Below are 14,427 nucleotides of genomic sequence, written 5' to 3' on the forward strand. Positions count from 1 at the left end.
GGGGGAGGGGCGAAGCTCAGGGCTTCGTCCCTCCCCCGCTCGTGTCCGATCCGGCAGCCCGTCCCGCCGAGTAGCCGGCGGCATAGGACTCGGCCGCGCCGGTGTGGAACATGTCGTGCTCGTGCGCGCGCACGATCGATCGTGCTCCGGGCAGGTCGAGAGGCCCGACCAGATCACCCCTGCCGCGGATGACGGCAACCGGCGTCCGCGCCGTCTTGCCCTTCACGAGATCCGCCGCGGCGGCGAGTTCATCGGCAACGCACGGCATCGTCACGACCAGCGGCCGCCCCTCGGCATCCGTCGCGCCGCGCAGGTCCTCGAACACACGGATCCCTGCCGCCCCGATCGCCGCATCCGTCTGCCCCTCACGCCACGCGCGCCCCAGGGTGTCGCTGATCAGGACGCCCACGTCGGCACCCGTCGCCGCGCGCAGTCCGGCGGCGAGGGAGCGCGCCGAAGCGTCCGGATCGATCGGGAGCAGCAGCACGGTTCCTTCGGGGGTGTTGGATGCGTCGACCCCGGCGGCGGCCGCGATGATTCCGAGCCGGTTCTCGACGATGCGCGTCGTGTGACCGGATGCCGCGACCCGCGTCGCGACGGTCCGCACGGTCTCGGCGGTGATCGCCTCCTCACGGTCGGTGGCGGAGACGAAGCGGCCCTCCGCCTTCGAGACGATCTTCGAGGTGACGACGAGGATGTCGCCGTCCACGAGTGAATCGCCAGCGGCGGTCGCGAGGACCGCGACGAGGTCATCGCCCGCAGTGATCTCGGGGATCCCCTCGAGGGGCCAGATGCGCAGTGCCGTCACGGTCGACTCGCCCGGTCTGCGCGATCAGAGCCAGCGCGACGGAGTGGAGTCACCGAACGAAGCGGACCTCGGTGAGGGTCTCGCCGAGGAACGCCTCGTCATGGGTCGCCCCATCGAGGGTGAAACCGTTGCGGGCATAGAACCGGTGCGCGCGGGGGTTGTCCGCCGCCACCCAGAGGTACAGGCCCTCTCCCTCCGCGACCGCCGCGTCGAAGAGTTGCTGACCGATCCCGGTGCCGTGGAACTTGTCGAGCAGGTAGATGAAGTAGAGCTCGCGCTCGCGCGGGGCGTCGTCGTCGCGTGCCGGCCCGGAGCCGACGAAACCGACGATCTCGCCGTCGACGAGCGCCGCGCTCATCCGGTATTCCTCGCCCTGCTCAGCCCAGTGTGTCCACAACTCCGCGAGTCTCTTCGGTGAGACGTTCTCCAGAGCTGCCTTGCTGATGAGGTGGTCGTAGGTCTCGTGCCAGCACGTCGCGTGGACGCGACCGAGTTCCTGTGCGTCGACATCCCGCACGGGCCTGACGATGACATCCGTCTGCGTTTCGGCGTTCATGGCCAGACTCTACGCGGGCGATCACGGGGAGAGAAATCGGCGCAAAGACGGGGGTGGTGCGCCACGCCGTCGCTGTGGGAATCCCACAACCTCGTGACCCGATGAAGAGAAATCCCTCTAGCATCGCCCCTCGTGAACGTACTGTGGCGAACCCTCCTGGTGATCTGGAGAGCGCGGTGGCGCAGGCGCCGGGAGGGGCAGATCTCGCCCACGGGTGTCGCCCGGATCCGGCTGACGACCCTGCCGACCGACATCGACATCCTGCGCCACATGAACAATGGGCGATACCTGTCCTTGTTCGACCTGGGCCGGTGGGATCTGTTGGTGCGTTCGGGACTGCTGGACGCGATGCGCGCGCAGGGGTGGTACGCCGTCGTTTCGAGCGAGACGATCTCGTTTCGCAAGTCGCTGCAGCTCTGGCAGCGTTTCGACATCGAGTCTCGCTTCATCGGGCACGACGACAAGGCGCTCTACCTGGAACACCGCGCGGTCGTGGACGGCGAAGTGTTCGCGCGGGCGATCATCAGGTCGCGGATGCTCAAGCGCACCGGCGGAACCGTGAGTCACGACGAGTTCTTCGCCGCTGTCGGCCGCCCGGATGACACCCCCGATGTGTCGTCGTGGATTCACGAGTGGGCTGCCGCGTCCGCGCTGCCGCCGACGAAGGCAGCTGCGCCGAGCGTGTGGAGCTGAACGGGCAGCCACCCCCGCGTGGCGGACCCTCGAGAACCGGGTCAGGGCCGCGATGATCGAGTCCGCGGGAGTCTGCATCGGCGCGGGTGCGGGCAGTTGTGTGCAACGCGGTCAGCGGCCCCACGCGACGTAGGCTGATCGCATGCAGGACATGCCCGAATCGGCGCCATCCGCGCCGCCGGGCGAGCTGGCGCAGCGGGCGATCGACCTCGCCGCGCGCTGGGTCGCCGACGCCGCCGACATCCCGGCCGATGCCTCAGCGGAGCGCCTCGCGGGAGTCCTGAAAGACCCGAACGGGCTGCCCTTCACGATCGGGTTCATCGACGGTGTCATGCGTCCCGAGAGCCTCACCGCCGCGGCATCCACCCTGTCACGAATCGCGCCCCTGGCGCCTGGCTTCTTGCCCTGGTACCTTCGCGGCGCCGTGCGGGTCGGCGGGGCGGTCGCGCCGGTTCTGCCGTCGCCGGTCGTGCCGATCGCGCGTCGCGCGCTGCGGGAGATGGTGTCGCACCTCGTCGTCGACGCGCGCCCGGAGAAGCTCGGCCCTGCTCTGGCGGCGCTGCGCGAGAGCGGGGCGCGGTTGAACCTGAACCTCCTCGGCGAGGCGGTGCTCGGCGAGCGTGAGGCGCGGCGACGCCTCGAAGGTATCCACGACCTCATCCGTCGTCCCGATGTCGACTACGTCTCGGTGAAGGTGTCGGCCATCGCGAGTCGTCTTTCCATGTGGGCGTTCGATGAACTCGTCGACGCCGTCGTGGAGCGGCTCCTGCCGTTGTACTTGACGGCCGCGGCGGGGCTGCCCGAGAACGGCGGCCGCACCTTCATCAACCTCGACATGGAGGAGTACCGAGACCTCGACCTCACGGTGGCGGTCTTCACGCGCCTCCTTGAGGACGAGCGGCTGCGGGACCTCGAGGCGGGCATCGTGCTTCAGGCCTACCTGCCCGACGCGCTTCCCGCGCTGCGCGAACTCACCGCCTGGGCGCGCCAGCGGGTCGCCGAGGGCGGCGCGCGCATCAAGATTCGGCTCGTCAAAGGGGCGAACCTGGCGATGGAACGGGTCGACGCGATCATGCACGACTGGCCGCTCGCCACGTATGACCGCAAGGTGGACGCGGATGCCAACTACCTGCGTTGCCTGGACGAGGCGCTGCGACCCCGCAACACGGATGCTGTCAGGGTCGGTGTCGCCGGTCACAATCTGTTCGACATCGCCTACGCGTGGGTCCTCGCCGGCGACCGCGGCGTCCGCGATGACATCGAGATCGAGATGCTCCTCGGCATGGCACAGGGGCAGGTTGCGGCCATCACGCGCGATGTCGGTCACGTGCTGCTGTACGTGCCGGTCGTCCATCCTCACGAGTTCGATGTCGCGATCAGCTACCTCGTGCGGCGCCTCGAAGAGAACGCGTCGAGCGAGAACTTCCTGTCCGCCGCATTCGAGCTCGCCGGTCATCCGGAGCTGTTCGAGCGGGAGCGGGATCGCTTTCTGGCGTCGCTCGATCGCGCGGCCGATCCGGCGCTTCCCGCGGGGCCCCATCGGCGCCAGAACCGCGGCGCAGAGGCTGAGCGCGAAGGCCGCGCCGACGGGCGCATCCTCCGCGACGCACCCCCGCCGCAGGCGGGAGGACTGACTCAGGCGGTGCTCGGCATCGCCCGCTCGTCCGAGTCCGACGACGGCATCGCCCGGTTCGGCGGGGTCGACTACGTCGAGACCGCGATCTACGCTCCGACGGAGTCCGACGCGGTGGCGCCGGGTGCGCCGGGCTTCCGCAACGCTCGCGACACCGACCCGGCCCTTCCCGCCAACCGCGAATGGTCGCGAGGGGTGTTCGAGCGCATGGCCGTGTCGACCGCCGGCGACCGGACCATCGCGGCGGCGCGCGTCACGGATGCCGATCACCTCCAGCAGATCATCTCGGGCGTCCGTTCCGCGGCGGGCCAGTGGGGGGCGCTCCCGGCGGCTGATCGCGCGGCCGTGCTCCAGGCAGCGGCGAGCGCGCTGGAGGCGCGGCGCGGCGAGCTCATCGAGGTCGCCGGGTCCGAGACCGGCAAGGTGTTCGCTGAGGCGGATGTCGAAGTGAGCGAGGCCGTCGACTTCGCGAATTACTACGCCGCCACCGCCCGCGAGCTCGATCGTGTCGCCGGAGCGGTGTTCGTTCCCGCCCACGTGACCGTCATCACCCCGCCGTGGAACTTCCCGATCGCCATCCCCGCGGGGGGAGTGCTCGCCGCGCTCGCCGCGGGGTCGGGTGTGGTCTTCAAACCGGCGCCGCAGGCCCGGCGGTGTGCGGCTGTCGTCGCCGAGGCACTGTGGGACGCCGGCGTGCCACGCGATGTCCTCGCCCTCATCGACCTCGACGAAGGGGCGCTGGGACAACAGCTGCTCACGCATCCGGATGTCGATCGGGTCATCCTCACCGGTTCGTTCGAGACCGCCGCGTTGTTCCGGTCGTGGCGGCCCGATCTGCCGCTGCTGGCCGAGACGAGCGGCAAGAACGCGATGGTGATCATGCCGTCGGCGGACCTCGATCTCGCCGCATCCGACCTCATCAAGAGCGCCTTCGGGCACGCCGGTCAGAAGTGCTCCGCCGCATCCCTTGCGATCCTCGTCGGTCCCGTCGGGCGCTCCGAGCGCTTCGCACGCCAGCTCGTGGACGCCGCGACCTCGCTGCGCGTCGGGCCGCCGACCGATCCGCTCGCGGAGATGGGGCCGGTGATCGAGCCGCCGCGCGGCAAGCTGGAGTGGGCGCTGACCACCCTCGACGAGGGCGAGCAGTGGCTCGTGGCGCCCGAGCCACTCGATTTCGGTCCCGAGTACGACGGTCGGTTCTTCCGTCCTGGCATCCGGGTCGGGGTGCAACCGGGCTCGCGCGTGCACCTCGAGGAGTTCTTCGGGCCGGTGCTCGGGGTCATGCACGCGAGTTCCCTCGCGCACGCGATCGAGCTGCAGAACGCCGTCGCGTACGGCCTCACGGCAGGTCTGTACACCCAGAACCCCGAGGACCTGGCGCTGTGGCTCGACCGGGTCGAGGCGGGCAATCTCTACGTCAACCGGGGGATCACCGGCGCGATCGTGCAGCGGCAACCCTTCGGTGGGTGGAAACGCTCGTCCGTGGGGCCGGGCGCGAAGGCCGGCGGTCCGAACTATCTGATCGGTCTCGGCAGGTGGCGGGGCACGGATGCCGGCGCGCCGTCCTCGACGCTGCATCTGCGCGGGCTCGATTCGCGCATCACGACCGTCATCGAGGCGGCGCAGGCGTCCCTCGACTACCGGGCGTTCGAGTGGCTCCGCCGTGCGGCACTCTCGGATGCCGTTGCCTGGAACGAGGAGTTCGGCCGGGTCAAGGATGTCTCACGTCTCGGTGTCGAGCGGAACCTGTTCCGCTACCGGCCGGTGGAGGTCGCGATCCGCGCGACAGGGGATGCGACCTGGCAGGCGTTGCTCCGAGTGATCCTCGCCGGTATCCGCACGGGGTCTGCGATCACCGTCAGCGCTCCGGTCGGTCTGCCCGCCGCGGTGCGTCGTGCGCTCAGTGATCAGGACGTCAACGTCTTCGTCGAGACCGATGAACAATGGCTTGACCGGGTCGCGCGGCCCGAGCAGGACGTCGCTGACGCCGTCGCCGGGGAGCCCGGGCCGGTCAGGCCGCCGCGAGTGCGCCTGGTCGGCGGTGCGGATGCGGTCGCGGTCGCGCACCGGGCGCTCGCGGAGGCGATCGGCGGTGACCCGGATGTCGCGATCTACGACAACGAGGTGACGACCGCCGGACGGATCGAGCTGCTGCCGTTCCTGCACGAGCAGTCGATCACGATCACCGCCCACCGCTTCGGCAACCCCGACGACTGGTCCGAGGGTGTGATCTAGGGACGCGCCCGCCGCGCATCACTCGAGCGGATAGGCCCGGCGCAGGATCCAGCGCTGGGCGAGGGTCCAGATGACAGTGACCGCAAGGTAGATCGCGGCCGCCAGCGGCACGAACGCCGCGAACACGACGCTCAGGTAGGGCAGGAAGCCGAGCGCGCGCTGCATTCCTCCGGATGTCAGCGGTGAGGCATCCGGCTCCGGGGGAAGGGTCGGGCGGAAGACGCGTCGGGTGATCTCGGCGACAACCGTCATCAGCGCGATCAGGATGCCGAACACGACAGCGGTCTCGACCGAGAACGTCCCGACCGACCCGACGAGGCTCGTGCCGAGCGGTACGCCGAGCAGGTGCTCGTTCAGCAGATCGTTCGGGTGGTCGCTCACGATGCTCCGCAGGAACACCGCGTAGATCAGGCCGACGATCGGAGCCTGGATCAGGGCGGGCAGGATGCCGGCAAACGGTGAGGTGTTCTCATCGCGATACAGCTGCATCATCTCGCGCTGCATCCGTTCGGGGTTCTTGCGGAACCGCCTCTGGATCTCGCGCAGCTGGGGCGCCAGGCGGGCGCGCATCTGCTCGGATCGCGCCTGGGCGATCCCGGCAGGCACGAGTGCAATGCGCACGAGGAGGGTGATGATGACGATCGCGAGGGCTGCGGAGGCGGCACCCGCGAGAGGGCTCAGAAGGGCTGACACGCTCATGAGGACGCGGTAGGCGGCGTCGAGAAGGAAAGCGAACGGAGGAAAGGCGAACAGGTCCACGGCGGACTCCCGGGTCGATGACGGATGCGGATGCGTCTGGCCGCAGGGTCATCGAACGTCCGTGTGCACGTCATGACGGATGCGTGCGTGAACTCCGGAAGAGGCGAACGAACGGGCGCGGCCTAGGCCGCGAGTCCCGGGGCCCTCGGGCGGGCGTGGCCCTCGGCATCCGGGTCGCTCTGCTCCACGAGCGCGGAGGGGTCGATCTGTCCGCCGGCTCGGGCGAGGCGCTGCCGGGCTGAGCCCGGGCGAGTGATCGCGTGGAGGGCGAGGACGGCGAGCGCGATCGTCGTGACGACGACAACCGCGAGCGTCACGGTGTTCGCATCGGCGAGTGTCAGCAGGCCGAGCGTCGAGAGGATGAGGGCGAGCAGCGCAGCGGTCGCGTTACGCATCCGTCGGCCTCCTCTCACCAGTGACACGGTAACACTGGGTTCTCGCGCGGCGCCGGTGAGGCGCAGCGGCGCAGATCGTGCGCGACGCGCCGGGACCGGCATCCGTGTGTCGGCGGGTCGGTCAAACCGTGCGCCGTTGCGACCAGCCGACTCCGCATGGCGCGGCACGGGCGTGCTGGAATGGGGGGCATGGTCGAGACGAACTGGGCGGGAAACCTCACGTATCGAGCCGAGGCCGTGCGGGCGCCGCAGAGCATCGACGAGCTTTCCGACATCGTCACCCGCAGCCCGCGGGTCCGCGCGCTCGGCAGCCGCCACTCGTTCAGCTCCATCGCCGACACGGAGGGCACGCTCGTGTCGCTGGCGAGGATGCCGCGGGAGATCGAGATCGACACGGATGCCGCCACGGCTCGTGTCTCGGCGGGGCTTCGGCACGGCGATCTGGTGCCCGCACTGGATGCCGCCGGGGTCGCGCTCGCCAATCTCGCGTCGCTCCCGCACCTCTCCGTCGCCGGTGCAGTGCAGACCGGTACACACGGCTCGGGGGACCGAACCGGGTCGCTTGCCACCCAGGTGCTCGGCGTCGAGATGATAACCGCCGACGGCGAGGTCCTGACACTGCGACGCGGCGATCCCGACTTCGATGGCGTCGTCGTGGGACTCGGCGCGCTCGGCATCGTCACGCATCTGACGCTCGCGCTCGAACCGGCCTACGAGATAGCACAGACGGTCTATGACGGCGCCCGGTGGGACGACGTGCTTGCCCGGTTCGATGCGGTCACGGGAGCGGGAGACAGCGTCAGCCTGTTCACCACGTGGCAGGATGCCGACACGATCGACCAGGTCTGGGTCAAGGCCCGCTTGGGGCATGCGACGGTCGACGCCGTGCTGGCAGCCGGAGGGCGCGAGGCAGATGGCCCGCGGCATCCGGTGCCCGGGGTTGGCCCCGAGCCCTGCACGGTGCAGGGCGGAGTTCCCGGTCCATGGCACTCGCGGCTGCCGCACTTCCGGCTCGAGTTCACGCCGTCTGCCGGCGCAGAACTGCAGAGCGAATACCTCATCGACCGGCGCGATGTTCCTGTCGCGATCGAGGCGCTGCGCGCGCTCGCGCCGGCGATCGCCCCGCTGCTCTACGTGTGCGAGGTACGCACGATGGCAGCCGACGACCTCTGGCTGAGCCCCGCATACGGCCACGAGACCGTGGGGCTGCACTTCACGTGGCGTCCCGACTCGGCCGGTGTCGAAACTGTGCTCCCCAGAATCGAAGACACCCTGCCCAAGTCGGCGCGGCCGCACTGGGGCAAGGTCTTCACGATGGATGCCGGACCCGTCAGCAGTCGGTACTCGCGGTGGGACGAGTTCGCAGCGCTGCGCGCGCGAATGGATCCGCACGGACGGTTCACCAACGACTATCTCGCGCGCCTCGGCCTCGGCTGATCTCACCGCGATCCGCAGATATGTAAAGAAAACTTGACATAGCGAGCGGCGGGGTCGTACGCTCGGGAATGTCAAAGATTCTATACATGAAAGGGGAAGATCGACATGGGATACGTGGAGAGAAATACCTGGTCGCAACTAATCGCGAGCGGCGCGGGAACCATCGTCTACCTCGCACTGGTGCTGCCACAGGTGTGGTCGATGCCGGTGGCCGCGATCGCCTGGCAGTGGCCCATGGTCTGGACGATCGCGGGGGCCATCGTGGTCTCGATCGTGATCAGCATCCTGTGGGGGATCGGCGCTGGGCTGCGTGATCCCGACGACGAGCACCGTGCCGACCAGCGCGACCGAGAGATCGAGCATCTCGGCGACCGCGTCGGTCAGGCCTTCATGGTCCTCGGCGGGTTGGCGGCGCTCATCCTGGCGATGGTCCAGGCCGAGTGGTTCTGGATCGGCAACGCGGTCTTCTTCGGGTTCTTCCTCTCCGCCTTCATCGGCGGTATCGCACGCATCGTCGTCTACCGTCGCGGGATGCCCTGATGGTCAAGCCGACAAGAATCACCAACACCATCCGCGCGACGCGGGAATCTGCCGGGATGACGCAGGCCGAGGTGGCGCGCCGCATCGGGGTCACCCGCCAAACGCTCATCGCGATCGAACAGGGCAAGTACTCGCCCTCTCTCGAACTCGCCTTCCAGCTATCGAGGCTCTTCGGAATAGCGATCGACGATCTCTTCCACTATCCGCCCACCACCGAAACGGACGTGACCCCATGAACGACAACGAATCCGACGCGGATTCACCCAAGGCCGCGCCGACGACCACGATGGCCGCGTGGCTCCAGCACCGCTACGGCGGACCCGAGGTCGTCGAGTCCGATCGGCTGCCCGTGCCCGCACCCGGCCCCACCGACCTTCTCGTCCGGGTGCGCGCGTGCGGAATCCACGCGGGCGATGCGCGCCTGATGCGCGGCGATCCCTACCTCGTGCGGCTTGCTTTCGGCATCCGTCGCCCTCGCGCAGCCGTTCGCGGGATGGATGTCGCAGGCACCGTCGTCGCCGTCGGCTCCGGGGTCACGGATTATCGACCCGGAGATGAGGTCGTTGCCGAGATCGGTGTCGGCGGGGGCCTGGCCGAGTACGCGATCATGCCCGCCGCCCGCGCCGTGGCCCGGCCCGACCACGTGCCGGCTCAGCTCGCCGCCGCGCTGCCTGTGTCGGGCGGAACCGCAGTACAGGCCCTGGATGCCGCCAGTGTCGGATCCGGAAGCCGCGTCCTGGTCATCGGTGCGGCGGGCGGTGTCGGCACCTTCGCCGTCCAGCTCGCCGCCCAGCGCGGAGCCGACGTGTGGGCGCTGGCGGGGGAGCGGGCGCTCGATCTCGTGACGGAGCTCGGTGCCGCCCACGTGTTCGACTATCGGCGGGTGCAGCCGGGATCTCCCGAGCTCCCCGCGGCATCCTTCGACGCCGTCATCGACATTGCGGGCACGGCGCCCCTGTCCGTGCTGCGCGGACTGCTGCGCGAGGGCGGGACGGTGGTTCTCGTCTCCGGGAGCGGCGGGCGGGTGCTCGGTCCTATGGGACGGATGCTGAAAGCCGCGTTCCTTTCGCGCCGGCGTCGCCGCATCCGTTCCCTCGCCGCCACGGCGAAGCCCGAGGTGGTCGCGCAGCTGCTGGAGCTGACGGGTCAGGGAAGCATCCGACCGGTGATCGAGCAGACGTACTCGTTCGCCGCAGCGCGGGATGCTCTCGCCCACGTGGATGCCGGACACACCGTCGGCAAGGTGGTCGTGACGGTCGAGTGAGGCGCTTCGGTGGGCGGGATCAGCTTCCGTCGGAGAGTTGTGGCGGATGTATCCGACCGAGGCCTCAGCGTCCGACCGGATCGGCGGGTCCAGACTCGGCGATATCTCTCGGCTGTTCGTGCCGAGGTCGTGCGAGAATAGTGCCCGGCGTGCCCGTGTCGCCGGCATCCTTCTGCTCCGCCGGGCCTCTGGACAGCGTCCGCCACCCGCACTCTCCAGGAGAACGACGTGACGACCACGACGCCCGCGCACACCACCGGAACGACCCGCACGGCTCACCGCCGCCGCTACCTCATGTGCCGCCCCGAGCACTTCACTGTCAGCTACACCATCAACCCGTGGATGGAGCCCGCCAAGCCCACCGATACCGCCAAGGCCGTCGCGCAGTGGCAGGTGCTCTATGACACGTACCTCGAGCTCGGACACGAGGTCGAGCTCATCGACCCCGCCGAGGGACTGCCCGACATGGTCTACACGGCAAACGGCGGCTTCGTGATCGACGGCATCGCCTACGCGCCCAAGTTCCGTTTCGCTGAGCGTGCGGGCGAGGAGCGCCACTTCATCGACTGGTTCCGCGCTGCAGGGTTCGAGACCGTCATCCCCGACGAAGTCAACGAAGGCGAGGGTGACTTCCTGCTCGCCGGCGACGTCATCCTCGCGGGCACCGGGTTCCGCTCCACCGGCGACAGCCACCGGGAGGTCGGCGAGGTCTTCGGCAGAGAAGTCGTGTCGCTGACGCTCACCGACCCGCGCTTCTACCACCTCGACACGGCGATCTCGGTACTCGACCCCGTGATCGGCGCGGACAACGGCGGCCCGGACGCGGCGAACATCGCGTATCTTCCTGGCGCATTCGACCAGCGCAGCCAGCAGATCCTTGCCGAGCGCTTCCCCGACGCGATCCGGGTGGCGGATGCCGACGGCGCCGTCTTCGGTCTGAACTCCGCGAGCGACGGATACAACGTGTTCATCTCGCCGCGTGCCGCCGGGTTCGAGGCGCAGCTGCGCGAGCGTGGCTACAACCCGGTTCTCATCGATCTGTCCGAGCTCCTGCTCGGAGGTGGCGGCATCAAGTGCTGCACCCTGGAGTTGCGCGCGACGGAGGCGACGGCGTGAGCGGCGCGCAGATTCCTGTCGACACGACGACGCTCGAGATCATCCGGGCCGAGGACGAACACCTCGCGCACAACTACCACCCGCTGCCGGTGGTGATCTCCCGCGGCGAGGGTGCGTGGGTCACGGATGTCGAAGGCAAGCGCTACCTCGATCTGCTGTCTGCGTACTCGGCCCTGAACTTCGGCCACGGGCATCCGGCGCTTCTCGCGGTGGCGCGGGAACAGCTCGACCGGCTGACGTTGACCAGCCGGGCCTACCACAACGACAAGCTCGGGACCTTTGCCGCGTCGCTTGCCGATCTGGCAGGCAAGGACATGGTGCTGCCGATGAATACCGGTGCCGAGGCTGTCGAGACGGGAATCAAAGTCGCCCGCGCGTGGGGCTATCGCGTCAAGGGAATCCCGGCCGACTCGGCGCGAGTGATCGTCGCCGGCGGCAACTTCCACGGTCGCACGATCACGATCGTCGGATTCTCGGATGATCCTGCCGCCCGCGATGCGTTCGGACCGTACAGCGAGGGGTTCGTGCAGGTGCCGTTCGGCGATGCGGATGCCATCGCGGCGGCGATCGACGAGAACACGGCAGCTGTCCTTCTGGAACCGATCCAGGGTGAGGCGGGGATCGTCATGCCGCCGGACGGATATCTCCGCGCCGTCCGCGATATCTGCGACCGGCACAACGTGCTGTTCATCGCTGACGAGATCCAGTCCGGCCTCGGGCGGGTCGGGGAGACGTTCGCCTGCGACCGGGAACAGGTGGTGCCCGACGTCTACCTGCTCGGGAAGGCCTTGGGCGGCGGCATCCTTCCCCTGTCTGCCGTTGTCGGGAACGCCGACGTCCTCGGGGTGATCCGTCCGGGCGAGCACGGCTCCACCTTCGGCGGCAACCCCCTCGCCGCGGCCATCGGGGAACGCGTCGTCGAGATGCTCTCGACGGGCGAGTTCCAGGAGCGTGCTCGCGCACTCGGGGCGCACCTGGAATCGCGCCTGGTCGAACTCGTCGGCCACGGCGTGAGCGCGGTCCGGGTCGCCGGCCTCTGGGCCGGCATCGACATCGACCCCCAGGTCGGCACAGGCCGGGAGGTCGCTGAGCGGCTGCTTGCGCGCGGCGTGCTGGTCAAGGACACCCACGGTCAAACGATCCGGATCGCGCCGCCCCTGGTCATCCGTGCCACCGAGATCGACTGGGCGGTCGAGCAGCTCCGCGTCGTGCTCGCGCACTGAGGTTCCCGCCGCCCGCCGCCCGCCCCCCCGCCCCCCCCGAGGCGCGAACCCACAGCATCCGCGCCGAACCCACAGGTTCTTGCGCGTGTAAGGTGTGGGCTCGCCGCGGACGGTGTGGGTTCGGCGGATGGCGGGGTCAGGCGACGTTGGCGATGATGGTGTGCCAGCCGGTTGCGCCATCGGGAGCGGGGGGCGCCTGGTCCGGCGTCTGGGTCTGGCCCTCGACGTTGGTCGCGCGGCACCGGATGGTGTGTTGGCCGGGCTCGTCAGCAGCCCAGGGGATGCTCCACTGCACCCAGGTGTCGTCGGAGATCGCCGGGGCAAGATCGGCCTGCCGCCAGGGGCCGTCGTCGATCTTCACCTCGACCCCCGCGACCCCGATGTGCTGCTGCCAGGCCACACCCGCGATGACGGTCTCGCCGACCGGAAGGGTGATTCCCGAACGCGGGACGTCGATGCGGGATTGCAGCTTGATCGGACCGAGCGCCGACCAGCCCCGCGGCGTCCAGTACCCCTCCGCCCGATCGAATCGGGTGACCTCGAGGTCCACGACCCACTTGGTCGCCGAGACGTAGCCGTACAGGCCCGGCACGACCATCCGCACCGGAAAGCCGTGCTCGGGCGGCAACGGTTCCCCGTTCATGCCGATCGCCAGGATCGCGTTGCGGTCGTCGGTCAACGCCTCCAACGGAGTCCCCGCGGTGAAGCCGTCGACCGACATCGATAGCACCATGTCGGCCTCAGCGGTCGGCCGCGCCCGGGCGAGCAACTCCCGGATCGGGTAGCCGAGCCACACCGCGTTGCCGACGAGGTCTCCGCCGACGTTGTTCGAGACGCAGGTGAGTGTCGTGGTGCTTTCCTCCAGCGGCAGGTCGAGAAGCTCGTCCCACGTGAGCTCGATCTCCTCCTCGACCATGCCGTGGATGCGCAGGCTCCACGTCGCAGGGTCGACCTGCGGAACGACGAGGGCGGTGTCGATGCGATAGAACTCGGCGTTCGGCGTGATGAGGGGGGAGATGCCCGGGATGTCGAGTTCGGCACCGGCGGGTACCGGGGGCGCCGCGGTCGCGGGCGCGGGGAGGGTCAGTGCCTCGCGCACCGTCGTGACCGCGCGTGCTCCGCCACGGGCGATGTTTCCGGCCACTGCCGCGATGACGCCCACGACGGTGGCGCCGCCCATCCACGCCAACGCCTGACGGCGGCTGGGGCGGGTACCCGCGTCCGGCGCATCCTCCACCGCGCGATCGGCGCGGCGCTGCAGCATCCGGACGAGAAGGTGGAGCGTCACGACCGCCACGGCGCCGGCGATGACCGAGGGGAGCCAGGCGATGCCGCTCGCGTCGCTGCGGGTCAGGGCGACGACGGCTCCGACGGCGCCGAACGCGCCGAGAAGCACGAGTCCCCACGGCGGTCTGCGCACCTGCAGGATGCCCGCGAGCCCAGCGAGCAGAACCAGGACGATCCCGATGCCCGTCAGCAGCGCGATCTTGTCATTCGTGCCGAACAACGCGATCGCGAGGTCCTTGCCCCAGGGGGGTGCCGCGTCGATGATCGCACCGCCGATGACCGCGAAGGGGCTGGATGCGGGAGCGAACAGAGCCGCGGACAGCTCTCCGATCCCCGCTCCGAGGACCGCCGCGGCGGCTCCTGCGAGAGCGGCGACAGCGGTGTCTTTCGTGCGTCGGGTGTCACCCACGTTCCCGAGGCTAATGGCGTATCGGCAGGGTGCGGCCCGTCCGTAAGGAATCGGAAAGATGGAAACACCCGT

At 69.3% G+C, this 14,427-nt stretch carries 13 protein-coding genes; 8 read left to right on the forward strand and 5 right to left on the reverse strand.

All coding sequences use genetic code 11. The features are described from left to right. Positions 1-16: 16 nt before the first annotated feature. A complete protein-coding gene (gene cofE, locus ACSGC5_RS00370; protein WP_434968648.1) occupies positions 17-808 on the reverse strand; it encodes a coenzyme F420-0:L-glutamate ligase in 792 nt (263 codons plus the stop codon). A gap of 49 nt (positions 809-857) precedes the next feature. After that, entirely contained in the window at positions 858-1,364 is a 507-nt protein-coding gene (locus ACSGC5_RS00375) for a GNAT family N-acetyltransferase (protein WP_434968649.1), read from the reverse strand. 132 nt (positions 1,365-1,496) lie between these two features. Here ACSGC5_RS00375 and ACSGC5_RS00380 point away from each other — a divergent pair, with 132 nt between their 5' ends. Together ACSGC5_RS00380 and ACSGC5_RS00385 are read left to right on the forward strand one after the other, a co-directional pair. Then, positions 1,497-2,057, forward strand: a complete 561-nt coding sequence (locus tag ACSGC5_RS00380; RefSeq protein WP_434968650.1) for an acyl-CoA thioesterase — start codon at positions 1,497-1,499, stop codon at positions 2,055-2,057. A gap of 142 nt (positions 2,058-2,199) precedes the next feature. Continuing rightward, entirely contained in the window at positions 2,200-5,925 is a 3,726-nt protein-coding gene (locus ACSGC5_RS00385; RefSeq protein WP_434968651.1) for a proline dehydrogenase family protein, read from the forward strand. Between the two features lie 18 nt (positions 5,926-5,943). On the opposite strand, the gene ACSGC5_RS00390 is transcribed toward ACSGC5_RS00385, so the two are convergent. Next, positions 5,944-6,684: a YidC/Oxa1 family membrane protein insertase gene (locus ACSGC5_RS00390; RefSeq protein WP_434968652.1), complete on the reverse strand. Its 741-nt coding sequence runs from the start codon at positions 6,682-6,684 to the stop codon at positions 5,944-5,946. Between the two features lie 122 nt (positions 6,685-6,806). Continuing rightward, positions 6,807-7,079: a DUF6412 domain-containing protein gene (locus tag ACSGC5_RS00395; protein ID WP_434968653.1), complete on the reverse strand. Its 273-nt coding sequence runs from the start codon at positions 7,077-7,079 to the stop codon at positions 6,807-6,809. A 189-nt stretch (positions 7,080-7,268) separates the two neighbouring features. Here ACSGC5_RS00395 and ACSGC5_RS00400 point away from each other — a divergent pair, with 189 nt between their 5' ends. The 6 genes from ACSGC5_RS00400 to rocD all read left to right on the forward strand — a co-directional run bounded on the left by ACSGC5_RS00400 (position 7,269) and on the right by rocD (position 12,659). Beyond that, positions 7,269-8,516, forward strand: a complete 1,248-nt coding sequence (locus ACSGC5_RS00400; protein WP_434968654.1) for an FAD-binding protein — start codon at positions 7,269-7,271, stop codon at positions 8,514-8,516. Positions 8,517-8,621: 105 nt separating this feature from the next. Then, positions 8,622-9,056, forward strand: a complete 435-nt coding sequence (locus tag ACSGC5_RS00405; RefSeq protein ID WP_434968655.1) for a hypothetical protein — start codon at positions 8,622-8,624, stop codon at positions 9,054-9,056. Beyond that, on the forward strand, positions 9,056-9,292 hold the full coding sequence (locus ACSGC5_RS00410) for a helix-turn-helix transcriptional regulator (protein WP_434968656.1): 237 nt from the start codon (positions 9,056-9,058) through the stop codon (positions 9,290-9,292). Before ACSGC5_RS00405 ends, ACSGC5_RS00410 begins: the two co-directional genes overlap by 1 nt. Then, a complete protein-coding gene (locus ACSGC5_RS00415; RefSeq protein ID WP_434968657.1) occupies positions 9,289-10,320 on the forward strand; it encodes an NAD(P)-dependent alcohol dehydrogenase in 1,032 nt (343 codons plus the stop codon). Before ACSGC5_RS00410 ends, ACSGC5_RS00415 begins: the two co-directional genes overlap by 4 nt. Before the next feature lie 228 nt (positions 10,321-10,548). Then, complete coding sequence (gene ddaH, locus ACSGC5_RS00420) at positions 10,549-11,436, forward strand: dimethylargininase (protein ID WP_434968658.1); 888 nt, start codon at positions 10,549-10,551, stop codon at positions 11,434-11,436. Then, on the forward strand, positions 11,433-12,659 hold the full coding sequence (gene rocD / locus ACSGC5_RS00425; RefSeq protein WP_434968659.1) for an ornithine--oxo-acid transaminase: 1,227 nt from the start codon (positions 11,433-11,435) through the stop codon (positions 12,657-12,659). Before ddaH ends, rocD begins: the two co-directional genes overlap by 4 nt. Before the next feature lie 136 nt (positions 12,660-12,795). Here rocD and ACSGC5_RS00430 read toward each other — a convergent pair whose 3' ends face one another. Continuing rightward, the gene (locus tag ACSGC5_RS00430) at positions 12,796-14,355 is read right to left on the reverse strand and encodes a molybdopterin-dependent oxidoreductase (protein ID WP_434968660.1); all 1,560 of its coding nucleotides are present in this window, start codon (positions 14,353-14,355) and stop codon (positions 12,796-12,798) included. Positions 14,356-14,427 lie beyond the last annotated feature (72 nt).

Source organism: Microbacterium sp. bgisy207, assembly GCF_965345035.1.
In the GTDB taxonomy this organism is placed as follows: domain Bacteria; phylum Actinomycetota; class Actinomycetes; order Actinomycetales; family Microbacteriaceae; genus Microbacterium.

Bases quoted from the DNA above. Each gene is read 5' to 3' on its own strand.
- ACSGC5_RS00375 (WP_434968649.1), bottom strand. From the start codon at position 1,364: ATGAACGCCGAAACGCAGACGGATGTCATCGTCAGGCCCGTGCGGGAT.
- ACSGC5_RS00385 (WP_434968651.1), top strand. From the start codon at position 2,200: ATGCAGGACATGCCCGAATCGGCGCCATCCGCGCCGCCGGGCGAGCTG.
- ACSGC5_RS00395 (WP_434968653.1), bottom strand. From the start codon at position 7,079: ATGCGTAACGCGACCGCTGCGCTGCTCGCCCTCATCCTCTCGACGCTC.
- ACSGC5_RS00400 (WP_434968654.1), top strand. From the start codon at position 7,269: ATGGTCGAGACGAACTGGGCGGGAAACCTCACGTATCGAGCCGAGGCC.
- ACSGC5_RS00405 (WP_434968655.1), top strand. From the start codon at position 8,622: ATGGGATACGTGGAGAGAAATACCTGGTCGCAACTAATCGCGAGCGGC.
- ACSGC5_RS00410 (WP_434968656.1), top strand. From the start codon at position 9,056: ATGGTCAAGCCGACAAGAATCACCAACACCATCCGCGCGACGCGGGAA.
- ACSGC5_RS00415 (WP_434968657.1), top strand. From the start codon at position 9,289: ATGAACGACAACGAATCCGACGCGGATTCACCCAAGGCCGCGCCGACG.